This is a genomic window from Arthrobacter sp. SO5 (assembly GCF_020532805.1).
GTDB lineage: Bacteria > Actinomycetota > Actinomycetes > Actinomycetales > Micrococcaceae > Arthrobacter.
In genome coordinates, this window is record NZ_MQTQ01000061.1 from 88,091 (window position 1) to 111,258 (window position 23,168).

General features: G+C 68.7%; 19 protein-coding genes. 12 read left to right on the top strand and 7 right to left on the bottom strand.

Features of this window, described 5'->3' with window-relative positions; all coding sequences use genetic code 11:
• Positions 1 to 51: 51 nt before the first annotated feature.
• On the top strand, positions 52 to 1,932 hold the full coding sequence (locus BJG92_RS11660; RefSeq protein ID WP_232084171.1) for a GAF domain-containing protein: 1,881 nt from the start codon (positions 52 to 54) through the stop codon (positions 1,930 to 1,932).
• A 25-nt stretch (positions 1,933 to 1,957) separates the two neighbouring features.
• On the opposite strand, the gene BJG92_RS11665 is transcribed toward BJG92_RS11660, so the two are convergent.
• The 3 genes from BJG92_RS11665 to BJG92_RS11675 all read right to left on the bottom strand — a co-directional run bounded on the left by BJG92_RS11665 (position 1,958) and on the right by BJG92_RS11675 (position 3,782).
• Positions 1,958 to 2,362: a VOC family protein gene (locus BJG92_RS11665; RefSeq protein ID WP_232084172.1), complete on the bottom strand. Its 405-nt coding sequence runs from the start codon at positions 2,360 to 2,362 to the stop codon at positions 1,958 to 1,960.
• Between the two features lie 10 nt (positions 2,363 to 2,372).
• Positions 2,373 to 2,810: a helix-turn-helix transcriptional regulator gene (locus tag BJG92_RS11670; RefSeq protein WP_232084173.1), complete on the bottom strand. Its 438-nt coding sequence runs from the start codon at positions 2,808 to 2,810 to the stop codon at positions 2,373 to 2,375.
• A 102-nt stretch (positions 2,811 to 2,912) separates the two neighbouring features.
• Entirely contained in the window at positions 2,913 to 3,782 is an 870-nt protein-coding gene (locus BJG92_RS11675; protein ID WP_232084174.1) for a potassium channel family protein, read from the bottom strand.
• Between the two features lie 414 nt (positions 3,783 to 4,196).
• Between BJG92_RS11675 and BJG92_RS11680 the strand changes: the two genes are divergently transcribed.
• On the top strand, positions 4,197 to 4,784 hold the full coding sequence (locus BJG92_RS11680) for a pentapeptide repeat-containing protein (RefSeq protein ID WP_232084175.1): 588 nt from the start codon (positions 4,197 to 4,199) through the stop codon (positions 4,782 to 4,784).
• A 245-nt stretch (positions 4,785 to 5,029) separates the two neighbouring features.
• Positions 5,030 to 5,233, top strand: a complete 204-nt coding sequence (locus BJG92_RS11685; RefSeq protein ID WP_024365339.1) for a cold-shock protein — start codon at positions 5,030 to 5,032, stop codon at positions 5,231 to 5,233.
• Positions 5,234 to 5,370: 137 nt separating this feature from the next.
• Here the strand turns inward: BJG92_RS11685 and BJG92_RS11690 are convergent, their stop codons facing one another.
• Positions 5,371 to 5,676 carry a DUF1905 domain-containing protein gene (locus BJG92_RS11690; protein WP_232084176.1) on the bottom strand — a complete coding sequence of 102 codons (306 nt, stop codon included), beginning with the start codon at positions 5,674 to 5,676 and terminating at the stop codon, positions 5,371 to 5,373.
• 70 nt (positions 5,677 to 5,746) lie between these two features.
• A complete protein-coding gene (locus tag BJG92_RS11695) occupies positions 5,747 to 7,549 on the bottom strand; it encodes a BTAD domain-containing putative transcriptional regulator (protein WP_232084177.1) in 1,803 nt (600 codons plus the stop codon).
• Positions 7,550 to 7,666: 117 nt separating this feature from the next.
• On the opposite strand from BJG92_RS11695, the gene BJG92_RS11700 reads away from it, so the two are divergent.
• The 3 genes from BJG92_RS11700 to BJG92_RS11710 all read left to right on the top strand — a co-directional run bounded on the left by BJG92_RS11700 (position 7,667) and on the right by BJG92_RS11710 (position 10,172).
• Positions 7,667 to 7,861 carry a hypothetical protein gene (locus BJG92_RS11700; RefSeq protein ID WP_232084178.1) on the top strand — a complete coding sequence of 65 codons (195 nt, stop codon included), beginning with the start codon at positions 7,667 to 7,669 and terminating at the stop codon, positions 7,859 to 7,861.
• A gap of 93 nt (positions 7,862 to 7,954) precedes the next feature.
• Positions 7,955 to 8,422 (top strand): hypothetical protein, encoded by a 468-nt coding sequence (locus BJG92_RS11705; RefSeq protein ID WP_232084179.1) that lies wholly within the window; start codon positions 7,955 to 7,957, stop codon positions 8,420 to 8,422.
• Between the two features lie 79 nt (positions 8,423 to 8,501).
• Entirely contained in the window at positions 8,502 to 10,172 is a 1,671-nt protein-coding gene (locus tag BJG92_RS11710; RefSeq protein WP_232084180.1) for an alkaline phosphatase, read from the top strand.
• 45 nt (positions 10,173 to 10,217) lie between these two features.
• On the opposite strand, the gene BJG92_RS11715 is transcribed toward BJG92_RS11710, so the two are convergent.
• The gene (locus BJG92_RS11715; protein WP_232084181.1) at positions 10,218 to 11,111 is read right to left on the bottom strand and encodes an SDR family oxidoreductase; all 894 of its coding nucleotides are present in this window, start codon (positions 11,109 to 11,111) and stop codon (positions 10,218 to 10,220) included.
• A gap of 181 nt (positions 11,112 to 11,292) precedes the next feature.
• Between BJG92_RS11715 and BJG92_RS11720 the strand changes: the two genes are divergently transcribed.
• Positions 11,293 to 12,549: a plasmid pRiA4b ORF-3 family protein gene (locus BJG92_RS11720; RefSeq protein ID WP_232084182.1), complete on the top strand. Its 1,257-nt coding sequence runs from the start codon at positions 11,293 to 11,295 to the stop codon at positions 12,547 to 12,549.
• Between the two features lie 91 nt (positions 12,550 to 12,640).
• Here BJG92_RS11720 and BJG92_RS11725 read toward each other — a convergent pair whose 3' ends face one another.
• Entirely contained in the window at positions 12,641 to 13,315 is a 675-nt protein-coding gene (locus BJG92_RS11725) for a TetR/AcrR family transcriptional regulator (protein ID WP_232084183.1), read from the bottom strand.
• A gap of 238 nt (positions 13,316 to 13,553) precedes the next feature.
• On the opposite strand from BJG92_RS11725, the gene BJG92_RS11730 reads away from it, so the two are divergent.
• From BJG92_RS11730 to atzF, 5 genes are all read left to right on the top strand, one after another.
• The gene (locus BJG92_RS11730; protein ID WP_232084184.1) at positions 13,554 to 15,071 is read left to right on the top strand and encodes an amino acid permease; all 1,518 of its coding nucleotides are present in this window, start codon (positions 13,554 to 13,556) and stop codon (positions 15,069 to 15,071) included.
• A gap of 67 nt (positions 15,072 to 15,138) precedes the next feature.
• Positions 15,139 to 16,044, top strand: a complete 906-nt coding sequence (locus BJG92_RS11735; RefSeq protein ID WP_232084185.1) for an urea amidolyase associated protein UAAP1 — start codon at positions 15,139 to 15,141, stop codon at positions 16,042 to 16,044.
• Positions 16,041 to 16,736, top strand: coding sequence for an urea amidolyase associated protein UAAP2 (locus tag BJG92_RS11740; protein WP_232084186.1), 696 nt, complete (start codon positions 16,041 to 16,043; stop codon positions 16,734 to 16,736). The genes BJG92_RS11735 and BJG92_RS11740 overlap by 4 nt, the downstream gene beginning before the upstream one ends.
• Positions 16,733 to 20,551 (top strand): urea carboxylase, encoded by a 3,819-nt coding sequence (gene uca / locus BJG92_RS11745; RefSeq protein ID WP_232084187.1) that lies wholly within the window; start codon positions 16,733 to 16,735, stop codon positions 20,549 to 20,551. Before BJG92_RS11740 ends, uca begins: the two co-directional genes overlap by 4 nt.
• Positions 20,548 to 22,452 (top strand): allophanate hydrolase, encoded by a 1,905-nt coding sequence (gene atzF, locus BJG92_RS11750; RefSeq protein WP_232084188.1) that lies wholly within the window; start codon positions 20,548 to 20,550, stop codon positions 22,450 to 22,452. Before uca ends, atzF begins: the two co-directional genes overlap by 4 nt.
• Positions 22,453 to 23,168: the final 716 nt, after the last annotated feature.

Genomic DNA, 23,168 nt, shown 5'->3' on the forward strand with positions numbered 1-23,168 from the left:
TCAGCAGACCGGCCTGAGCTGCGGCCTGCGTTTCGTCAAGGAGGACGAACAATGACAGAAGCAGAGCCGGAATTCGACACGCTGGTCCGCAGCCTGAGCGACGCCGAGGGAGCCCAGCACAAGCTTGATTCTGTCGCCGCGCTGGCCCGTGACCTCGCCGGACGGTTCGAGCTGCAGCCGCTGCTGGGCCGGATCCTGGGCCACGCGACCAGCCTGCTGGGCTGCGAGTCCGGCTCAATCGCCCTGGTCAATGAATCCAGCGGCACCTACACGAAGAAGGTTGACATCGGCGTCGGCTGCCAGGAAGGGCAGACCTTCTCGTTGAAGGAAGGCTTCACCGGGCAGATCGTGCGCAGCCGTTCCACCGTCATCCAGGATGCTTACGGCAGGATCGAACGCGGACACATCCCGCCGACGGATCCGCGCTGGAACTGCGCCGTGATCGGGGTGCCCATCCGTTGGGGCGAACAGATCATCGGGGCCTTCATCGTCTTCAGCCCGGACCAGGGCCGAGTGTTCACCCCCGAGGAGGCCCAGCTGGCCGAACTCTTTGCCAGCCACGCCGCCATCGCCCTGGCCAACTCCGAACTTCATGCGACGGCTTCGATTCGGGAACGCGAGGCGGCCGTCGCCGCCGAACGCGAACGGGCCGTCCGGGACGTGCACGAAACGGTGGGTCGCTCCCTGGCCGCGCTGCTGCTCAGCCTCGACGACGCGGACAAGGCCAGCCGGCTCGACGGCGGCGAGCACACGGTGACGCCGCACCTGAGCAAGGCCCGGACCATCGCCCACGATGCGCTCACCGAGACGCGCCGGACCGTCCTCGGCATGGGCCCGGCGGCGCTCGCCGGGCGGACCCTGGACGAGGCGGTCGCCGGCGAACTGGCCTGGGTCGAATCGATGTGCGACGCCGCGACCCGGCTGACCGTGATCGGGGAGGCCCGCCCGCACGCCCCGGAGATCGCGCACCATGCGTTTAAGATCGTTCAGGAGGCGCTCAACAACGTGGTGACCCACGCGCGGGCGACGACAGTGCGCGTTGGGTTGATTTACGACGCCGGCACGCTCGCCGTCGTCGTCGAGGACAACGGGCAGGGCTTTGACCTCGCGGCCGCCCACGGTGACCACGCGACCCTGCCCGCGGGCTGCCTGGGACTGCACGGCATGAGCTCCCGGGCCATCCACCTCGGCGGGGAACTGCACATTGACACCACTCCGGGCTGGGGCACCAAGGTCCGCGCCACCCTGCCGGACCGCGCACGGGAGCCGGAGGCGTCCGGGCAGCCGCAATGGAAGGTCCTGATCGCCAACGACCACCCCGTTACCAGCGCCGGCCTGGTGCGGCTGCTCAGCATCGCCGAGCCGGCGATCCAGGTGACGGCCGAGGTCAGGTCCGCGGAGCAGCTGTTTGACGCGTTCGAACTGCTGCGTCCGGACGTGCTGTTGGTGGACTTGGATATGGTTCACCAGAACACCACCGGCGTGCTGGCCCGGATCCGCGCGCTGGACCCCGGCATAGCGATCGTGGTGCTGACAGACAACCCCACCGTGGAGCAGGTGCGCTCGGCCCGGCAGGCCGGCGTTCGCGGCTTCATCAACCGGAGGGCCAGCGGGGACACGATTGCCCGCGTCCTCGTCGCTGCCGGGCAGGGCCAGGCGCTCGTCGAGGGCGACATCTTCGACCGACTCCTGGGCTCCTCTGCCACGGAGCCCGAGTCGGGGGCGGATGCCTTCACGGCCCGCGAAAAGGAAGTCCACGACATGGTGGTCCGCGGCATGGCGGACAAGCAGATCGCCCGTGAGCTCGGCATCTCCGTGAAGACCATCGAGAAACACGTGGGTTCGATCCTGCGCAAGACCGGCGCGCGGAACCGCACCATGCTGGCCGGCATGACCGGGGGAGAAGCCGTGCCGGCGCACCCCTGGGGGTAGGCGCCCGAATCCGCCGGCTGAGGGGTCAGGCAGCCTGGTTGAAGCGGACCGTGTTCCCGGACGGGTCGCGGAAGGCGCAGTCGCGCGGGCCCCAGGACTGGACGATGGGTTCCTGGAGCACCTCCGCCCCGGAAGCCCGGACCTTCTCGAAGGTGGCGTCCAGATTGTCCGTGCGGAACACGAGGATGGGGAGGGCGCCCTTGACGAGGAGTTGCTGGAGGGCGTCGCCGTCGCCTTGGGAGCGGCCGGCGTGCGGGACGGACAGCACCAGTTCCAGATCCGGCTGGGCCGAGCTGCCGAGGGTGACCCAGCGCTGACCGTCCGAGCCGACGTCGTTGCGCACCTCCAGGCCGAGCACGTCCCGGTAGAACGCGAGCGACTCGTCGAGGTCGTTGACGGTAATTTGTGCGTACTGCAATGAAATGTTCATGTCTTCCACGCTATGGCAGCGGCTGCGGGGGCGCTTCTTCAATCCTGCTCGGTGTGCGCCCGGGACGCGTGCGCACCCGGGCAATGCACGACGGCATGGCTTTGACCGCGTCGTGCTGCCGGGACCGGTACTCACTCGGCGGCATGCCGATGATCTCCGTGAACCGTGAACTGAACGATCCCAGGGACGTACAGCCCACCTCCATGCACGCGTCCGTCACGCTGGCGCCGGCCCGCAGCAACGCCATGGCGCGTTCGATCCGCCGGGTCATGAGGTAGCTGTAAGGTGCCTCGCCGTAGGCCGCTTTGAACTGGCGGGAAAAATGCGCCGGGGACATGAGGGCACCGGCGGCCATGGTTGGCACATCCAGAGGCTGCGCGAACTCGCGGTCGATCAGGTCCCGGGCCCGGCGCAGGTGCGCCAGGTTGGCCAACTCCTGCGGTGTCATGCCGCCATTCTAGAACTGTGAAGGTCCCCGTGGGGGTCCCGGATGAAGCTCCGGGGGCACCGCCGTCGTCGATCCGGAACGACGCCGTGGTGCTGGCTGACGTCAGTGCTCGTGCAGATGGGCTGCGGCGAATTGTTGGAAGACCTCTTCCGGGGCAGACCCGGGCAAGCGGAAGTCCGTGGCCAAGACCCCGGCGAGGTCCTCGAGCGCCTTCCGGAGTACCAGGCCGCTCACCCTGACGCCCGGATCCTGGGAATCTGCCGCCCTGGTACTCAGGTTCAAAGCTTGGGTCAGGGATACGCCCAGGGAGATTGCGGACGTCGATTCGCGGAAGTAGAAGGACTCGGGAGATTGGGTGAGGTCAATCCGGATCTGGACGACGTCGATCGCCAGGGTCTCCAGCGTCCAGGCCGCGGCCCCCGTGTCCCGGGCGCCGAGGTGGCTGGCGTAGTCCGCCTCGCCCAGGACGGTGAGGCGGACGGCCAGCGCCCGCCGTCGCGCCAGCGCCGGATAAACCTGCATGAACCACGTCACGGCTGCGGTCAGCAGGCCGAACCCGATGAGCGCTTCGACCGGGGAGAGCAGCCTGATCCACGGGTCCGACACGATCACGTCGCCGTACCCGACTGTGGTGAGCGTGGAAAGGGAGAAATAGAGGGACTCGGCAAAGTTTCCGTAGCGGGCCTCATCGAGGCCGGCCACGTAGACAAACCCGCCCGGCACGTGCGGATAGTAGACGAGGGCCCAGCCGACGGTCTGCAACGCGGCCCAGAGAAGCGTGACGCCAACCAGCGCCAACGGTCCGGCGAGCGATAGGGCCTTGGGGCCCAGCGCCTGGGACACCCGCCACACCAGGTTGATGATGGATCGGCCCACCCGGCCCTGCCCGGTCGGATGCAACAACGTGTGGAAGACATCATGAAGCCCGACGGCGATGAGCACGAATCCGAGCGCACTGAACATCCACTGCATGGCGGTGGGCTCCTTCTCTGGGGCCGGACGTGGGGATGAACCCCACTCTGAAGGATAGGCGAGTAATCAACCGTGACCGCATTGGCCAGTCGCGGGGCAACCCCGTCCAGGGCGACGGCGTTTCGACTCAGAGTCGGCGTCAACCACTAACGTCCAGTCGCCGAGGTAATTCCGCATGGTCGCACCGTCCCGGAAGCGTTCATGTTCGGCCCGCCACTCTGCAACGGATGCATACCCCTCACCCTCGTCGCGAGCATGCTCCCATGGAACGACGGCTAACCGCACGGTGGGCGCGGTCGGGCTGAATTGCCCCACTAACGCCTTTCCCTAACCGGATTGGCGTCCGCGGTTCCACCAATCCCGGATCAACTTTGTCCCCGGAGCGTCCCAACCCGTCGGGTATACACTTCGCGCATGGTTCCGAGTTCAGCAGCGACGAGGCCCGTTCCTCCCACTGACGCGCGCCGCGGCCGCTGGTTTGCGAAAGAGCCGCCGTGGTGGGTTCGCGACGTGCTGGTGGCGGGGATCATCGGCGGGTTGTTGTTGTTTGGGCAACACAGAATCGACCTTCAGCGGGAAGGCAGGGAATCCCGTCAGGAGAACCTTCGATTTATTAGGGAGCGTGCCGCCGAGGCGTCGCCGCGGATTGGTCCGAACGGGACAGCGATCAAATCAGTTCTTCCATACCGAGACATGGACCTCCGAGGATTGAATCTGTCCGGCCTGGACATGAGGAATGCGGACTTCACCGACTCCGACCTGACGGGTGCCGTACTCCGCGGCGCCGATCTTAGCGGTGCAACGTTTCGCTACACGATCCTTGACGGCGCCGTTCTCGATGACGCGAAGTTGGACGGTGCCGAGTTCTCCCGGGTCTACGTTCGTGGAACGGACATGAAATTTTGGCAGTTTCAGCCAGACGATCCCTGCTACGACAGCTCAACTCAGTGGCCGCAGGGCTACGCTCTCCCCACCAACCTCTGTGGAGCAGCGAAAAAATGACCCTCCGCGACGATGGCTGGTGGCCGGCTCTTCGACGGATTTGTGCAGGCCCAGAGATGGTTTGGTAAACCGTCCCGGAAATCTCCTGTACTGTTGATCCTGTTGTTGTGTTTATGCAGTTCGTAGTTCAGGCAGTACGCATGGTTGAAAGACCTTGTTCTTCTGAAGCAGCGGTTTTGAGCACCCCACACCGGAGGACCCGAAAGTCGGGACTTTTCCTCCACCTTCACGAAGGACAGAAAATAATGGCTACTGGTACCGTCAAATGGTTTAACGCTGAAAAGGGCTTCGGCTTCATTTCCCCCGATGACTCCTCACAGGACGTCTTCGCACACTACTCCGCGATCGCCTCTTCCGGCTTCCGCTCCCTCGAAGAGAACCAGAAGGTCTCCTTCGAAACCGAGCAGGGCCCCAAGGGTCCCCAGGCCGTAAACATCCAGGCTCTCTAAGACTTAGCTTCCAGCTAACTCTTCACGAGTCCGGAACCTTACAGGTTTCGAGCAGGGTCCGTCATTGACGGGCCCTGCTTTTGTTTAACCCGCATGTGCTGGATGGGGCCCGGCCGGGTTTTCGGTTTTCGGCAGGCTCAGCCACCCGGCTCCAGGTCCAGTTCGACGTCGACCTCGTCTCCGGCGCTGATGCCGGCGGCCGCCCTGACTTCCTTTTTGACGGGCAGCAGGTACGAGCGGCTCTTGCTGTCCGGGAACAGCGAGGTGGACCAACGCTGCCCGGCGATTGAAGCGCTCACTTTCAGCGAACCGAACGCCTTGCGAAGTGGCGCGGCGTCGTCCTGGAGCTCGTCAGCCAGGTCCGGCGGCAGCGTGATGAAATGCCACCCGGCTGCCTCGGGATAGTGCCACAGCTCGCCGCGGAACGAATACGAGGCCGTCATAGTTCGAGTATGGCACCGCCATGGTGGCTCCCGCGCCGGCTCACCCACCAGGAATCCCTTCCGGACCTCGTCACCAGCCGTGGCGCCGGGCCAGGAACGCGGTCAGCGCCGGATTGTCGATTTCCTTCGCCAGCCACGGCACCGCCTGGGCTGCGGCGTCGTCCCCGAGGACGGCCCGGTGTGACTGCGCCCGGACCACAAACTCGCGCAGGCCGCTGCGGCTAGCCAGTGCAGCCAGGCGGTCCGCGAACTCGGTGGCCCGCGGCGAGCCCGCGGCGATGGCGACTTCCGCCGCGGTGTCCAGCAGCCGGGCCGAGTACCAGAGATACCACGGCGTGGGTTCGAGGCCCCGGGCGATCCAGTGCTCTGCCGCGGCAAGGTCCCCGTGGGCCAGGAACAGCCGGGCTTCGGCGCCCGCGGCCAGGGCCATGTAGCAGTGGTCGCCGGCGAGCTCGGCCATCACCCAGGACCGGTCGATCAGCGCCGCGGCCTCTTCCAGCCGGCCGGCGGCAAGGTATGTTTCGCCCCGGAGCCCGGTGACGAACGGCTCGAACGCCGTCCAGTGTTCCTCCGCAATCCATTCCAAGGCCTGGTCCAGGCAGGCCGCCGCCCGTTCCACGTCCCCGCGGAGCAGATGAACGCGCCCCAACAACGCCTCGCTGAATGCCTGCTGCCGGCGGTTCCGGACCGCCGTGGCGAGCCGACCGGATTCGGTGAAGGCAGCCACGGCGTCCTCGTAGTGAGCGGTGTCCGAGGCCAGCATGCCCTGAATCGCCAGGATCCGTCCTTGTTCGGCCGGCATTGCCGCGGCCGCCCGCATGGCCCGCTCCAGCCAGCCGGCCGCCCGGTCCGGGACCCCGCGCTGTACTGTCAGGTAGCCCAGCTCGCGGTAGGCCGTGGCGGCAGTCCGGGAGCCGCCGTCGGCCGCTTCGGCAGACAGCGCACGGTGCAGGAAGTCGGCCACCTCGGCGCCGCGGCCGCCGGCCTGATGGATCAGCGCCCCGGCCAGCGTCACCAGCGATTCGGCAATCAGGTGCCGGTCAGCGGTGCGTTGGGCCAGTACGACGGCGAGCCGGAGCTGCTCGAGCCCACGGTCGACGGCGCCCGCCGAGAGTGAGGCGCTGCCGGCGTCGAGGTAGGACCGGACGGTAGCCGGATTCGCGGGGAGCGCCGGATCCGCGGCGGGGCCGGACCCGGCGAGGGCGCGCCGGACTTCCGCGGGCAACGGCAGGCCCAGCTCCCGGCGGTAGAGGTCCGCGGACTTGGTGACCTGCTCGTGCGCCTGGCGGTGCTCGCCGAGTGCCACGAGCGCCTTCACCAGGACGGCGGTGCAGTCCGTGTTGAACGGGTCCCGGCGCAGCGCCTGGGAGGTCAGCTCGACGGCCTCGGCGGGCGCGCCCGCCGCCAGGGCCGCCAGCGATGCTTCATAGAGCAGCGACTGGACGGAGTTCTCGAGCCGGTAGCGCTGATCGGCCAGCCAGGAGTCGAAGACCGGGCTGTCCGCAAAGGACTGGCCCTCCAGCAACTGGCCATCGAGCTTCCGCGGATCGATGCCCGCGATGCTGCCCGGGCCTACCAGCTCCAAGGCGTCGCAGCGCCACGGCGGCAGGAGCGCCATGTGCAAGGGGTCCCCGGTGATGGAGACGCCGCCCAGGGCCCGCCGCAGCTCGGACAGATTCCAGCGCAGGGCACCGAGGGGATCGGCGGCATCAGGAAAAAGCAGGAAGGCCGTGCGGGAACGGCCGGCGCCGTCCGGCTGCAGGGCGAGGTAGGCCAGCACCGCCCAGGCCTTGCGGCCCCGGGGCTGAGGGGGAGTGGTGCCAGCGGACTCGATCCGGGGCGGTCCGAGGAGCCGAATCCAGGTCTCGGCCATACGAGCCATGTTACGCCGGGGGACGGGCGGCGTCCCGGGAGCCTCACACGGTTGCTCACACGCCGGCTGAACACACTGGAGTTATCCAATCCGCCCAACACACGAGGTGAATCCACAATGGAACTTCTCCTGATCCTGCTCCTTGGCATCGTGCTCCTCGCCGGCACCGCGACCGTCCGCGCTGTCCTCAGCGACGGCCGCGGCCACACGCCCCAGGTCCGGTCGACTGCGTCCTGGACGGCCGGCAATCTGCCCAGCGAACCGTACGCCGTGGCCACGAGCCGGAACCCCACCACCTTGAGGCTGCGGTAGGCGCGCCGGCCGCCGCGGTACAGTCTGGACACGAAAGCGGGGCGGTGGGATTCTGAGGCAGGCACCATCAGCGAGGGAGGCTGGTAGCAGGTCATGGAAGAAACACCGGATACCCGGAAATTGCTGTCCGCCCGGATCGAGCAGAAACAACGGGCCGTCCGGTCCTATCTGGGACGGGAACGCCCACGACGGAACAAGCTCTCCAACATCAGCGTCGTGGGCAGCGCCCTGGCCGCCATGCTCACCGCCGGCCCGGCCTTCGGGGGCACCGGCTTCACCAGTGCGGTCCAGGAAATCTTCTCGCTGCCCGACGATTCGGTGGTGTGGCGTGTCCTGTGTCTCGGGGCCATGCTGCTCTCCGTCGCTGCGGCGCTGGCCACCAACTTCGCCAATTCACATTCCTTGGCGGACAGGGTCAGCGCAGCAGAGACAGTCAACGCCCAGCTGGAAGGGCTGCAGGACACGTTGAGCTTTGGCCACATTGACACTGACGAGGCCCTGAAGCTGTTTCAGCAGTATGTGGCCCCGGTAGCCTTCGTGGACGACGTGCCCTCCCGCTGACCGGCATAGCCACGCCGGCACATGCCGGCGTTCACATCATCTCCACCCTCGGTTCACCCGGGCAGTCAAGGCTGGGGGCATGACTTCTTATACCCGCCGAACCGTCCTCAAAGGGGCCCTGGCTGCCGCCGGTACTGCCGCCGTCGTCCCCGCCTCCGCCATCGCGGCCCCGCCGTCCGGCGTGGCGCTGGTCCGGAACCGACTGACCCTGCCGTCCGGCATCGCCACGGGGGACGTCACCGTCGATTCCGGCATTCTGTGGTCCCGCGCCTCGGGCGCCGGGCAGCTGGTGGCCAGCCTGCTGGCCGTCGACGACGACGGGTCCCCGCTCCGCAACGGCCGTGCCTTCCAGCGCGTGCTGCGGGGGAGCGCCGCGTCCGAGGCGACGGACTTCACCGCCAAAATCACTGCGCAGCATCTCCCGGCCGGAACCCGCTTTGCCGTCAGCATGCACTTCGAGGACGCCGACGGCAATGCCGGCGAAACCGCGCAGGGCTCGTTCAGCACGGCGCCGGGCTCTGCCGCCCCACGGGGCGGCCGGACCAGGGGCGACGGGATCGGGGGCGGCGGGACCGAAGGCGGCGGGACCAGGGGCGGCGGCGCCCCGCGCCGGCAGAGCTTCGTCTGGACCGGCGACACCGCGGGCCAGGGCTGGGGCATCAACGAGGAGATCGGCGGCATGCGCGGCTATGCCGCGATGCACGCCACCCGCCCGGACTTCTTTATCCATTCCGGCGACACCATCTACGCCGACGGACCCATCCCGGCGCAGGTCACCGAGCCCGACGGGCAGATCTGGCGCAACCTCGTCACCGCGGAGGTGGCCAAGGTGGCTGAGACGCTCAACGAGTTCCGCGGCCGGCACCGCTACAACCTGATGGACAAGAACATCCGCGCTTTCTACGCCGAGGTCCCGGTGATCGCACAGTGGGATGACCACGAAACCCACAACAACTGGTACCCGGGCCAGATTCTCAGCGATGACCGCTACACCGAACGCCGCGTGGACGTCCTCGCCGCCCGCGGCCGCCAGGCCTGGCAGGAATACCAGCCCATCGCCGGCCCCAGCGACGGCTCTACCGGCTTCGAGCCCGCCCGGATCTACCGCAAGATCTCCCGCGGCCCGCAGCTGGACATCTTCTGCCTGGACATGCGCAGCTTCAAGGACCCCAACACGGACGGCAAGGAAACGCAGCTCATGCACATCCTGGGCCAGGAGCAGACCGACTGGCTGATCCGCGAGGTGAGCCGGTCCAAGGCCACCTGGAAGGTCATCGCCAACGACCTCCCGCTAGGCCTGGTGGTGCCCGACGGTCCGGTGAACCAGGAGTCCCTTTCCAACCGCGACGACGGCGCCCCCTTGGGCAAGGAGCTTGAGCTCGCCGGGGTGCTCGCCGCCTTCAAACGGAACCGCGTGAAGAACGTGGTGTGGGTAACGGCCGACGTGCACTACTGCGCGGCACACCACTACTCGCCGGAGCGTGCGGCCTTCCAGGACTTCGACCCTTTCTGGGAATTCGTGGCCGGCCCCATCAACGCCGGCAGCTTCGGGCCGAACAAGCTGGACGGGACCTTCGGACCCGAGGTCGCGTTCTTCAAGGCCGGCGCTTACGCGAACCAGTCCCCGCGCAGCGGCGAGAGCCAGTACTTCGGGCACGTGGATCTGGGCGAGGGCGACGTCTTCACCGTGAGCCTGCGGGACGCCAACGGCGCGGTGCTCTGGAGCAAGGCGCTGCAGCCGGAGCGGTAAACCCGGTGTGCTCCGCCGGGGCGCTTCACCGGGGCGGCCCGGTAATTACGGCGTCGGCAGGCCGCCGTTGACGTTCAGGGTCTCACCGATCACGTAGCTGGACTCGGACGAGGCCAGGAACACGTAGGCCGGGGCGAGCTCGGCCGGCTGTCCGGCGCGGCCCATCGGGGTTTCCTTGCCGAATTCCGGCAGGTCCTCAGTGGGCTGGCCGCCGCTGGCCTGGAGCGGGGTCCAGATGGGGCCGGGCGCCACTGCGTTGACGCGGATGCCCTTGGGCGCCAGCTGCTGGGCCAGGCCCTTGGTGAAGTTGTTGATCGCAGCCTTCGTGGAGGCATAGTCCACGAGCGTTTCCGAGGGGCTGTAGGCCTGGATGGAGGTGGTGTTGATGATGCTCGAGCCGGCCGGCAGGTGCGGCAGCGCTTCCTTGGTCAGCCAGAACATGGCGTACACGTTGGTCTTGTAGGTGTGGTCGAACTCGACGTCGGTGATGTCGCCGAGCGCCTTCTGCGCCACCTGCTTTCCGGCGTTGTTCACCAGGATGTCCAGGCCGCCGAGCTCACGCACAGCCGTTTCGACGAGGTCCCGGCAGACGGCCGAGTCCTTGAGGTCGCCGGGAACCTTGACGGCTTTGCGCCCGGCCTTCTCGATCAGTTCCGCGATTTTGGTGGCGTCTTCTTCTTCCTCCGGGAGGTAGGACATGACGACGTCGGCGCCTTCGCGGGCGAAGGCGATGGCCGTGGCGGCGCCGATGCCGGAATCCGCACCGGTGATGAGTGCCTTGCGGCCCTCCAGGCGGCCGGTGCCGCGGTACGTGTCCTCGCCCAGGTCCGCCTTGGGCGTCAGCCGGGAGTCCAGGCCGGGTTCGGGCTGGCTCTGCTCGGGCGGCTGGATCTGCTCGTAGGCGGTGACGGGGTTCCTGAACGTGTACTGGTCAGTCATGGTTCTCCTCCGGATGGTGGGTCTCACTGCGGACGACTTGCACGCCACGCACATGCTAAGCATGCTTAGCATCAACCCTAGCCAGTCTGGCGGGCCCGGCGCAACGAGCGCACCGAACCCCGCCTGGGTCCGGCCCTGCGCTGGCGCCGTCCGGGGCGGTGTTTCTGGCTGGATTGCCACTATGCAACCAGCCGCAACTGTCCCCGCCTACGATTTGCGCGTCAACATCCAGGGCGCCGAACCAGAGATCTGGCGGCGCCTGCTGGTGCCGGAAACCATCACTGTCCCGGAACTGCACCGGGTCCTCCAGACGGCGTTCGGCTGGGAAAACCGCCACCTCTTCGGCATCCGCTGTGTGGACCGGCTCGGCCAGCCACGCGTCATCGTCGGCCCCGACGGCGCGGCGGAGGAGATGGGCGACGAGCCGGCTTCCGGCGTCGTACTCTTTGAACTTCTGGACGCCCAGGAGACTGCGCCTGTGATGTTCGAATACGAATACGACTTCGGCGATGCCTGGACGCACGTCGTGAAGGTGATGGGGCCCGCCGAAATGCCTGCCGGAACCGTGCAGTGCGTTGACGGGGCCAACCGCGGGCCGGTAGAGGATTCCGGCGGACCGCACGGTTACTCCCGGCTCATTGAAGCGCTGGCGGATCCCGCGCATGAGGAACACAAAGAGCTCTCCGACTGGTACGAGTTCGCGACGGGCCAGGGCGCCGGCACGTTCGAGCCCTATGCATTCGACGTCGCCGCGCTCAACAGCCGCCTGGCGGACCTGGCGAAACACCTGTGGCCGGAGCCGCCCGCGGACGGGGAGATCGACGCCGTCGTGCGCCCCGTGCAGTGGCTGCTGGACCAGGCGGGACCCGACGGGCTGCCCTTGACCCAGGACGGCTACCTCAAACCTGCCGTGGTCAGCCAGGCCGTCCGCGACCTGGGGTGGGCTTACCGCTGGCCCGGAAAAGCGAACCGCGAAAGCCAGACCCTGCCCGTTCTGATGCTCCGGCAGCAGCTGCAGGCCTGGAAACTGCTCCGGAAGAGCAAGGGCCGGCTGGTTCGCTCACCCGGCGGCCGCAAAATGAGCGACGGCGGCCGTCCGCTCTGGGACTACCTCGCCGCGGCGGTGGCCGTGCCGGCGGATCAGGCCACGGCCGTTGTGACCCGGATGGTGGTCCACTGGCTGCTCGAGGGTTCCACGCCGTCGTGGGACGAACGCGGACGGATCATCGCGAATGCCTTGACCGGGGCAGGCTTCCGGACGGAGAGCGGAAAGCCGGTGCCGGTCGAGGCCGCCCGTGGTCTCTACTCGGACGTGCGCTGGACGCTGGACTGCCTGCAGCTCAAGGTTGCGGAACGCACGTTCGGTGAAACGGCGAACCTGACCGACGGCGGCCGGAAGTTCCTGCTCCAGGTTCAAGGCCTGCTCGACGGCGTGTGACAGTCGTCCGGCGTCCTGTTTCCTCCGGGCCATGACCACGGAATCCGCGGACGTTCATTCGGGCCGTCCTTTTAGGTGCGGACAAAGGCGCTTAACCGAGGCTCGCCAGCAGCTGCGCACTCTGGGCCCGGACCACCGCGAGGCTGTCCGCCAACCCGCACAGGACAATGCCGGCGTCGGCCGCCTGCAGGGGGGAGTCCGGCGTGGACAGTCCGTCGGCGCGGAGATTGACCAGGGACTCCACGAGCCGGAAGGCCAGATCCCCGTTCTGTCCGGTGCCGGCCCACCCGTTCCCAGGCAGGTCCGCGCCCAGGCGCTGATACAGCCCGCGGAGTTCCTGCCGGTCGGCCATAAAGCTCCGGAACCGCGCGCTGCGCGCCTCCGGCAGGTTGTAGAGCACCCCGAGGTTCCAGCGGGCATCGCACAGCTGGATTCCGTCATAGAGCGCGACGGCGTGCAGGCGCGCCGCCGCCGCCAGGGGAGTGTGGTCGCTGTCATCCCCGCCGGACACTCTGCGGGCGAACGCGAGACCGCCGGCCACCGTTCCCGCCAGCAGGACTTCCAGGATGTCGTCTTTGTGCCGGAAGTGGTGGTAGAGCGAGGACTGGCGGATCCCCACGGCCTCCGCGATGGAGCGCGTTGAGGTGTTGGCGTACCCCTGTGTGGTGAAGAGTTCGGCGGCCGCGTCGAGGATCTCGTCCCGTGCGGTGGCCCCCGGACGGGAGGGTTGCTGCTTGCGGGGGCGCCCCGGGCCGGTTGTGGTCACGGCATCATTCTTGCACTCCGTCGGCGGCTGTCTGCGCCGCCAGCTGCCACCCGCAGCCCGGTGAGATCGGGGAAACATCACGGAAATAATCCGTCAATCTACCTTTTACACGGACGAAACGAGTTCGGGATCTCCGGCTGGAAAACTATCAAGTGACCGGTATTCCGCAGTGTTGGGCCCAGCGCTGCTTTTGCCGGAACGCAACAGACCCCCCGCCGTTCCAGCCCCGGAGATTCCGATGACATCCACAGTTCTTCCCTCATCCGCGCAGACGGATGATGCAGACCTCACGTCGCTTGGCTACGAGCCGTCCCTGCACCGCAAGCTGGGCCGTTACGCCTCCTTCGCGGCAGGCTTCTCCTTTGTGTCCATCCTGACCACCATCTTCCAGCTCTTCGCGTTCGGCTACTCCTTCGCGGGCCCGGCCTTCTTCTGGACGTGGCCGGTGGTGCTCCTGGGCCAGCTGCTGGTGGCCCTGAATTTCGCCGAGCTGGCAGCCCGCTACCCGCTCTCCGGGGCGGTCTACCAGTGGGCCCGGCGGGTCGGCGGGGAAACGGTGGGCTGGTTCGCGGGGTGGTTCATGGCCCTGGCGCAGGTGGTCACGGCCGCCGCGGCGGCCATCGCCATGCAGGTGGTGCTGCCCCAGCTGTGGGACGGATTCCAGCTGGTGGGCGGCGACCCGGCACTGAACACCACCAGTGGCGCCGCGAACGCCGTCGTCCTCGGGGCCATCCTGCTGGTGGTCACCACCGTGATCAACTCCCTGGGCGTCAGGCTGATGGCCCACGTGAACTCGGTGGGGGTGACCTGCGAAATCGTCGGCGTCGTCGCCGTGATCCTGGCGCTCATCACCGCCGCCCAGCGCGGCCCCGACGTCGTCATGGACACCACTGTCCTGGCCGGATCCGATCTCGGAGCGGTCGGTGCGTTTATGGTCTCGGGCCTGATGGCCGCGTACGTCATGGTGGGCTTCAACTCCGCCGGTGAGCTCTCCGAAGAGACCGTGTCCCCGCGGCACACGGCACCCCGCACCATCCTCTCGGCCCTGATCATCTCCGGCATCGGCGGGGCGCTGATGATCGTGACGGCGCTGATGGCTGCTCCCAGCCTCGACGACGGCCGGCTCGCCACCGAGGGCCTGCCCTATGTGCTGACCGCCGTCCTGGGCACGTTCTGGGGCAAAGTTCTCCTGGTGGACGTGGCCGTGGCCATCTTCGTCTGCACCCTGGCCATCCAGACGGCCGGTTCGCGCCTGGTGTTCTCGATGGCGCGGGACGGCAAACTGCCCGCATCGGCCCTGCTCTCCGCCGTCCACCCCACCCGCGGCACCCCGATGTGGCCTTCCATCGCCATTGGCGCCCTGGCCGTGGGTGTCCTGGCCATCAACGTCGGCAACGCCGCACTCTTCACCACCCTCAGCAGCGTCTGCATCGTCATGGTTTACATCGCGTACCTCCTGGTCACGGTCCCGCAACTGCTCAACCGGCTCCGCGGCGAGTGGGACCGGGTGGGCCAGACCATGCCGGCCGGGCTGTTCTCGCTGGGACGCTGGGGCCTGCCGGTCAACATCCTCGCGGTGCTGTACGGCGCCGTGATGGTGGTCAACCTCGCCTGGCCCCGCCCCGAGGTCTACGACCCGTCCGGGGAAAACGGGATCCTGCTCTATTCCGCTCCGCTCATGGTGGGCATCGTGCTCCTCCTCGGCCTCTGGGTCCGGCGCTCCATCGCCCGGACGGCCGCCCGCACCGCAGCCTGACCGGAGCATGACCTCAGGCCCTGCTGACCATCCGCCCGCGCAACTTCACGCCCACGCCAGGATTGATATGACCCAGACCACCGAAACACCAGCCACCGAAACACCTGCCACCGAAACACCTGCCACCGCCACCACCGCCGGAGCCCGGGCGCACGCCCGGGAACAGCACGGCCGCACCGCGGACACCATGCGGTACGTCCCGGCAGCCTCCGCGCCGGCACGGCTCACCGCCGGCCTGCCGGACACCGCCAGGGAACGCCTGAGCTGGGCCGAGTCCGTGGCGTTCGGCCGCTACACCGCCCTGCCGCTGGCCCGCGGCACCCGGATCCGGCTCACGGACGCCGGCGGCGACGCCTGCGTCCACGTGCTGCTCTACCGGAGCGGGGCGCTGCATGAACGGATCAATATGGCGGACACCGTCAAGGTCCCGTGGCAGGCGTACCCCACCGCGGGACACCCGCTGCTCTCCGACGCCGGCCGGCTGATGGGCACGATCGTGGCCGACACGTCCGCCCGCCACGACGCCCTCACCGGCACCACCACGCTGGCCGGAAACACCGCCCGCTACGGCGCCGGGACCGTCCACAGCGGCTCGCCCGCGGGGCGTGAACTGCTGACCCTGGCCGCCCTGAAGCAGGGGCTGGAAGCGCGGGACGTGGCGCCGCCGCTCTCCTTGTTCAAGGGCATCCGGGTTGACCCGGACGGCAGCATCCGGTTTACCGGGTCCGCCGGCGCGGGTACCGCCGTCGACATCCTCCTGCACATGGACGCCGTGGTGCTCCTAGCGAACACCGCCCACCCGCTGGACCCGCGGCCGGACTTCACCGGAACCGCCGTCGACGTCGTCGCCTGGCAGGCCGCCGAAGACCTCGGCCTGCTCGCGGAGGGGCGCCTGACCGGGCCCCTGACCCCTGAACACCGCCAGGCACTGGACAACACCGAACACGATCTCCTGGCAAGGACCGCCCGATGAACACCGCCACTGACACCCTGACAGCCCCGGCCGCCACCGCCAGCGCGTCTGCCCGCCGGACAGCGCTCGCGGACGGCGCCGTCGTCCTGGACGAATACGTTCAAGCGCGCGGACCCTGGTCCGGCGTCGTGGCCGCCGGCGACGTGCTGACCATCGTGGACCTGGAGGGCAACCAGGCCGTGGACTGCCTGCTGTACGCGGCGGGCGACACGGACGTGCGCTACTCCGCCGCCGTCACCCTCGCCGCGCAGCGCTCCATCGTGCTGACCACCGGCTCCGTGCTGCGGTCCGAGGCCGGCATCCCGATCATGACCGTGGTGGCCGACGAGGTGGGCGTGCACGACACCATCGGCGGGGCCTGCTCGCAGGAATCCAACACTCTGCGCTACGGCCAGCACACCCGCGAACAGCACGCCTGCGTGGAGAACTTTCTCATCGAAGGATCCCGCTGGGGCCTGGGCAAGCGCGACCTCGTCTCCAACATCAACTGGTTCATGAATGTCCCCGTTGACCCGGACGGGGCCCTCGGCATCGTCGATGGGCTCTCCGCGCCGGGCAAGCGGGTGGCCCTCCGGGCCGAGGTGGACACCCTGGTGCTGGTCTCCAACTGCCCGCAGATCAACAACCCGTGCAACGGCTTCAACCCCACGCCCGTCCGCATGATCGTCACCCGCCAGGAGGCTGCCCTGTGAACACTTTTGAAACGCAGAACCGCTTCGACACGTCACTGTTCGACACCCTGCTGTTCGACACACTGCTGGTCGCCAACCGCGGCGAAATCGCCTGCCGCATCATCGAATCCGCCCGGAAGATCGGACTGCGCACGGTGGCGGTGTTCTCCGAGGCGGACCGGGGCGCCCGCCACGTCCGGCTGGCGGATGAGGCCGTGCTCCTAGGCCCCGCCCCGGCCAAGGATTCCTACCTGAAGGTCGAGGCCCTGCTGGCAGCGGCCGCGGCCACCGGCGCCGGCGCCATCCACCCCGGCTACGGGTTCCTCTCCGAGGACGCCCGCTTCGCGGAGGCCGTCGAGGCCGCCGGGCTGGTCTTTGTGGGGCCCACGCCGGACCAGCTGCGGATTTTCGGCACCAAGCACACCGCCCGCGACGCCGCCCGGGCCGCCGGCGTGCCCATGATCGCCGGCTCGGGCCTGCTCCCGGACGTCGACGCTGCCGTGCTGGCCGCCCGGGAGATCGGCTTCCCGCTGATGCTCAAGGCCACCGGCGGCGGCGGCGGAATCGGGATGACCGTATGCCGCACCGAGGACGAGCTCACCGAGAGCTACCCCCGGGTGGCGCGCCTGGCCGGTGCCAGCTTCAGCACCGCCGGCGTCTTCGCCGAACGGTACGTCGAGCACGCCCGGCACGTGGAAGTGCAGATCTTCGGCGACGGGAAGGGGCGGGTGGTGAGCCTGGGGGACCGGGACTGCTCGCTGCAGCGCCGGCACCAGAAAGTGCTCGAGGAAGCACCCGCCCCGGACCTGCCCGAGGCACTCCGGGACGAGCTGCACCGCAGCTCGCGGGCCCTCTGCGCGTCCCTGGACTACCGCTCCGCCGGGACGGTGGAGTTCGTCTACGACCCCGTCCGCCAGGAGGCCTCCTTCCTGGAAGTCAACGCCCGGCTGCAGGTGGAACACCCCGTCACGGAAGCTGTCACCGGCGTCGACCTCGTGGAGTGGATGCTCCGGCTGGCCCAGGGCGGCACCGAAGCAGCCGGCGTGCTGGCCGGTCTCCCGGACGGCCTCCCCGTCTCCGGTTACGCCGTCGAAGCCCGCCTCTATGCCGAGGACCCGGCCCGCAACTTCCAGCCCAGCTCCGGGACCGTCACCAACGCCGTCTACCCCTCCGACGTCAGCGTGCGCGTGGACGCCTGGGTGGAAACCGGCAGCGAGGTGTCCACCAACTACGATCCCCTCCTGGCCAAAATCATCGCCACCGGCACGGACCGCAACCAGGCCTTCGACCGGCTCGGCGCCGCGCTGACAGCCACCCGGATCGACGGCATTGAAACCAACCTCGGCATGCTCCGGGCCGTGACCGCCCTGGACGTGGTCCGCGACGCCGCCCACTCCACCGGCACCCTGAACGATCTGGGCGACCCGGAACCCCGGATCACCGTGGAACGGCCCGGACTGCAGAGCTCCGTCCAGGACTGGCCGGGCCGGACCGGCCTGTGGCAGGTGGGTGTCCCGCCCAGCGGTCCCATGGACGACCTTTCCTTCCGGCTCGGCAACCAGGCCCTCGGCAACCCGGAAGGTGCCCCCGGCCTCGAATTCACCATGACCGGACCCAGCCTGCACTTCACCCACGCCACCACCGTGTGCGTGTCCGGCGCCCCCACCACGCTCACCGTGAACGGCACGGACGTGCCGGCCTGGGAACCGGTGACGGTCCCCGCAGGCGGCACGCTCGACGTCGGCAGCGCCGACGGCTCCGGCCTCCGCGGCTACATCCTGTTCCGGGGCGGGCTGGATGTGCCGCAGTACCTGGGCAGCGCGTCCACCTTCACCCTGGGCCAGTTCGGCGGCCACGGCGGCCGGGTCCTCCGGTCCGGCGATGTGCTCCGGGCTGTGGCCCCGGATGCTGCCGTCACGACGCCGGGCGAGACGCCGGCAGCGCAGCCAGCCATCCCGACGGCGGCTCCGGGCCTGGCCGGTCCCGTGCCCCTGGACAGCAGGCCCGAGCTGACCTCCGCGTGGGAGCTGACGGTGGTGGAGGGCCCCCACGGCGCCCCCGAGTTCTTCCAGCGCGAAGACATCGAGGACCTCTACGCTGCCAGCTACGAGGTGCACTTCAACTCCGCCCGCACCGGCGTCCGGCTCATCGGCCCCAAACCGCGGTGGGCCCGCACCGACGGCGGCGAGGCAGGACTGCACCCGTCCAACATCCACGACACCGCCTATTCGGTAGGGGCCCTGGACTTCACCGGCGACACCCCCATCCTGCTCGGCCCGGACGGCCCCAGCCTGGGCGGCTTCGTCTGCCCAGTCACCGTCGTGACGGCCGACCGCTGGAAGCTCGGCCAGCTCCGCCCCGGCGACACCGTCCGCTTCGTGCCGGTGAAAGCCAGCCGGGCGCCGTCGGCCAGGGACCTGGGCCCGGGTCGGCAGTTGGTGCTGCCGGGGGAGCCAGGCTGGTCCGGTGCCAGCCAGACGTCCGCCGGGATCCGCCGCGGGGACGGCGACGACGGCGTGCTGGGCCGGGTGCCCGAGGGCCCCGGGCGGCCCGCGGTCACCTACCGCCGCTCGGGAGATGACAACCTCCTGGTCGAATACGGCGACATGGTCCTGGACCTCAGCCTGCGGGCCCGTGTGCACGCCCTGCACCAGCACCTCGAGCAGCTCCGCATGCCGGGGATCGTGGACCTCACGCCCGGGATCCGGTCCCTGCAGATCAAGGTGGATCCCTCAGTGCTCCCCGCCCCGCGACTGCTGGGTCTGGTGCAGGAAATCGAGGCCGCACTGCCGGCCAGTTCGGAACTGGTGGTGCCCAGCCGCACCGTGCGCCTGCCGCTGTCCTGGGATGATCCGGCCACCCGCGAAGCCATCCAGCGTTACATGGCCGGCGTCCGGGACGACGCTCCGTGGTGCCCGTGGAACATCGAGTTCATCCGCCGCATCAACGGCCTGGACTCCGTGAACGACGTCTTCGACACCGTCTTCGACGCCGAATACCTGGTCCTGGGTCTCGGCGACGTGTACCTGGGTGCCCCGGTGGCCACGCCGCTGGACCCGCGCCACCGCCTGGTCACCACCAAGTACAACCCGGCCCGGACCTGGACGCCGGAAAATGCCGTGGGCATCGGCGGAGCCTACATGTGCATCTACGGTATGGAAGGGCCCGGCGGCTACCAGTTCGTGGGCCGGACCACCCAGGTGTGGTCCCGTTATGCCGATTCCGCGCCGTTCGAACCGGGTTCGCCCTGGCTGCTGCGGTTCTTCGACCGCATCTCCTGGTACCCGGTCAGCCCGGAGGAACTTCTGGACCTGCGGGCCGACATGGCCGCCGGGCGGGGACGCGGCGTCGAGATTGAAGAGGGCACCTTCTCCCTGGCCGAGCATGAGGACTTCCTGGCCCGGAACAGCGAGTCCATCGCGGCGTTCCGCGAACAGCAGGCGGCCGCGTTTGCCGTCGAACGCCAGAAATGGGCCGACGCCGGCGAGTTCGACCGCGCGGACGCGGCAGCCGCCGTCGTGCCCGACGCCGACGAGCTGGTGGTGCCCGACGGCGCCACCCTGGTCTCCGCACCCTTCGCCGCCAGCGTGTGGAAGGTGGACGTCAGCGCGGGGGACCACGTGGTGAAGGGCCAGCCGCTGGTGTCGCTGGAGGCGATGAAGATGGAAACGGTGCTGGCCGCCCCGTGCGACGGCGTGGTGCAGCAGGTCCTCCCGGTGGCCGGGTCCCAGGTGGTGGGAGGCGACGCCCTGGTGGTCCTCGGGCTTCCCGCGGACGACCCCACCGAACAACCCGAACAATCCGGGACCAAGGAACTGGAAGGTGCGGCAGCATGAGGACAGTCAATGCCGGTGCCACAGCCCGGGTACGGGCGGCGCTCGCCGCCATCGAAGCCTCCGGCCGGCCGGAAATCTGGATCACCGTGCGGGCCGCGGACGAACTCCTGGCCGAGGCGGCGGCAGTTGACGAAGCCGTGGCCGCCGGTGAGGACCTGCCCCTGGCCGGGCTGGTCCTCGCCGCGAAGAACAACGTGGACGTGGCAGGGATCGACACCACGGCCGCATGCCCCGGCTTTGCCTACCGGCCGGAGCAGGACGCCGAGGCGGTGGCCCGGCTGCGGGCAGCGGGCGCGGTGGTGGTGGGGGCAACCAACCTGGACCAGTTCGCGACCGGGCTGGTGGGGACCCGCAGCCCGCACGGCGCGGTCCGCGACGCGCGCCGGCCGGACTTCATCTCCGGCGGGTCCAGCTCCGGTTCGGCGGTGGCCGTGGCCCTGGGGCTGGTGGACATCGCGATCGGCACGGACACCGCCGGATCGGGCCGCGTTCCGGCCGGGTTCCAGGGCATCGTGGGCATCAAGCCCACGCTGCACGTGGTGTCCACCGCCGGCGTGGTTCCGGCCTGCCGCTCCTGGGACGCCGTGACCATTTTCGCGCGGGACCTGGGCACGGCGGAGCTGGCCATGGGCATCATGGCCGGCGGCGGGCGCCCCTGGCCCTCCGATGTCCGCCTGGCGGCGCCTGCCCGGCCGCGCGTTGCCTACCCCTCCAGCCTTCCGGAGCTTCCTGAGGCCTGGGCTGAGGAGTTCGGCCGCCAGATCGCCAGGCTCCGGGCCGCCGGCATCGATTGTGAGCCGATTGAGTTCGACGTGTTCCTGCAGGGGGCACGTCTGCTGTACGACGGCGGCCTGGTGGCTGAGCGCTATGCCGCGGTCGGGGAATTCGTTGACGCCGCCGGCGGCGGCTCCGAAAATCCCGCCGGGCTGGATCCGACGGTTGCCGGAATCGTTCGCGGTGCCGGCCAGGTGCCTGCGCACAGGTATGTTGCGGACACCGCCCGGTTGGACGGACTGAAACGGCAGGCGATGGCGCGGCTGGAGGGGTTCGATGCCCTGATAGTCCCCACTGCGCCGTTCCATCCGAGTCTTGCGGACGTCGCTGCCGACCCCGTGGGCGTGAACGCCAGGCTGGGCACCTATACCAATTTCTGCAACCTGTTCGATCTGTGTGCCGTAGCCGTGCCCGCCGGAGAGGTGGAAGGGTCCCAGTTCGGGCTCACCATTGTGGGGCGCACCTTCGACGACGCCGTGGTGGCCGACATCGCCCGCACCATCGAAAACCCGCCGCTGCCCCCGGCGCTGTTCGCACCCGGTGCCGCTCCGGCACAGCAGTTCCGGGCGCCGCAGTCCGGGGGAAGGGAGCCGTGGCCCGTTCGGGCCGGTGCGTCCTCGGTGCCCCTGGTTGTGGTGGGGGCGCATCGCAGGGGCCAGCCGCTGGCTCACCAACTCGAATCCTTGGGAGCGTATTGGGACGGGCACATACGAACCGCGGCCCGCTACCGCATGGTGGCGCTGGACACCCAGCCGCCGAAACCCGGGGTGTACCGCTCCGAGGACGGGGCAGAACTACTGGCCGAGCGCTGGCTTCTTTCGGAAGCGGCGCTGGGGCAGTTCCTGGCGGAGTTGCCCGAGCCGATGCTGCTTGGATCCGTGCGCCTGAGCGACGGTTCCAGCGCCGTCGGCTTTGCCTGCGACGCGGTAGCCGCCACGAACGGCACGGACATCACCCGGTACGGCGACTGGCTCGCCGCGATGGCCTCGGTCCCAGCCGGACAGGCGGCGCCCGGCCAAGAAACGCGCGGGGAGCTGCCGCACGGCCGGGAAAAGCGAGGCACTCTCCGTGACGCGCTCCTCACCGGATTCACACGAGGGCTGGAGCTGCGTGCCCAACGCAGATAGTTCTGAGCCGGCATCCCGGGGCCGGCCGAACCGGGGGAGGGTCTGCACGGCCGGCTGTTCCGGCCCCCGAACCCCATCGTGGCGGAACAACGACCGAAAGGATCGGCAGTGCTGAAAATCAACACTTGGTGGGCCGTGGTCCGATCCGCGGCACTCCCGCGTCCCGCGGGGGAGGTCTCGGCTGCGGCCCATAACGCGGAACAGCAATATTGTTGGCTGCTCCCGGGCGACGTCCCCTATTGCCCGGCTCCATTAACACCCGATCCCCAGGTAGCCGTGGAGTAATGCGCTGCGGGGTGTCGGCACCCGACGCGTTGGGTGAGCCCGGCCAGGGTAGGTGACGCAGTCCACAAAAGCAGGATCGGGTTATTGGGTCTGCTGACGGCCCCTGACATGACTGCTTTCCGTGTGGTTGCGGCGTTCTGGGGTGCCGGAGAAGCTTCCCTGAGCCGATTTGTGCCGGGTCCTCCGGGCGTGTAAAGTAATTCGAGTCGCCGCCGCTGATGCGGAAAGATAGCGACCGACCCCCTGATAAACAGCCTGGAAATGGCGCGGATATTTACGCGCTAAATTCGGGTGGGAATCCAATTCTGGAAATGTAAATCGCGGAAATGCTGATTTGCAAAGTTTCTTGAATGCGGGTAAGTTTGAAAAGTTGCTCCGGAGCGATCCACGGCTGAGGTTGTGGTGGTGCCGGGTGTGTCTGTTGTTTGAGA

What these genes read in the sequence shown, in the direction of transcription:
- atzF (WP_232084188.1), top strand. Translation starts at nt 20,548, where the DNA reads ATGAGGACAGTCAATGCCGGTGCCACAGCCCGGGTACGGGCGGCGCTC.
- BJG92_RS11690 (WP_232084176.1), bottom strand. Translation starts at nt 5,676, where the DNA reads ATGACGGCCTCGTATTCGTTCCGCGGCGAGCTGTGGCACTATCCCGAG.
- BJG92_RS11740 (WP_232084186.1), top strand. Translation starts at nt 16,041, where the DNA reads ATGAACACCGCCACTGACACCCTGACAGCCCCGGCCGCCACCGCCAGC.
- BJG92_RS11685 (WP_024365339.1), top strand. Translation starts at nt 5,030, where the DNA reads ATGGCTACTGGTACCGTCAAATGGTTTAACGCTGAAAAGGGCTTCGGC.
- BJG92_RS11705 (WP_232084179.1), top strand. Translation starts at nt 7,955, where the DNA reads ATGGAAGAAACACCGGATACCCGGAAATTGCTGTCCGCCCGGATCGAG.
- BJG92_RS11660 (WP_232084171.1), top strand. Translation starts at nt 52, where the DNA reads ATGACAGAAGCAGAGCCGGAATTCGACACGCTGGTCCGCAGCCTGAGC.
- BJG92_RS11720 (WP_232084182.1), top strand. Translation starts at nt 11,293, where the DNA reads ATGCAACCAGCCGCAACTGTCCCCGCCTACGATTTGCGCGTCAACATC.
- BJG92_RS11695 (WP_232084177.1), bottom strand. Translation starts at nt 7,549, where the DNA reads ATGGCCGAGACCTGGATTCGGCTCCTCGGACCGCCCCGGATCGAGTCC.
- BJG92_RS11735 (WP_232084185.1), top strand. Translation starts at nt 15,139, where the DNA reads ATGACCCAGACCACCGAAACACCAGCCACCGAAACACCTGCCACCGAA.
- BJG92_RS11730 (WP_232084184.1), top strand. Translation starts at nt 13,554, where the DNA reads ATGACATCCACAGTTCTTCCCTCATCCGCGCAGACGGATGATGCAGAC.
- BJG92_RS11700 (WP_232084178.1), top strand. Translation starts at nt 7,667, where the DNA reads ATGGAACTTCTCCTGATCCTGCTCCTTGGCATCGTGCTCCTCGCCGGC.
- BJG92_RS11715 (WP_232084181.1), bottom strand. Translation starts at nt 11,111, where the DNA reads ATGACTGACCAGTACACGTTCAGGAACCCCGTCACCGCCTACGAGCAG.
- BJG92_RS11665 (WP_232084172.1), bottom strand. Translation starts at nt 2,362, where the DNA reads ATGAACATTTCATTGCAGTACGCACAAATTACCGTCAACGACCTCGAC.
- BJG92_RS11670 (WP_232084173.1), bottom strand. Translation starts at nt 2,810, where the DNA reads ATGACACCGCAGGAGTTGGCCAACCTGGCGCACCTGCGCCGGGCCCGG.
- BJG92_RS11680 (WP_232084175.1), top strand. Translation starts at nt 4,197, where the DNA reads ATGGTTCCGAGTTCAGCAGCGACGAGGCCCGTTCCTCCCACTGACGCG.
- BJG92_RS11675 (WP_232084174.1), bottom strand. Translation starts at nt 3,782, where the DNA reads ATGCAGTGGATGTTCAGTGCGCTCGGATTCGTGCTCATCGCCGTCGGG.
- BJG92_RS11710 (WP_232084180.1), top strand. Translation starts at nt 8,502, where the DNA reads ATGACTTCTTATACCCGCCGAACCGTCCTCAAAGGGGCCCTGGCTGCC.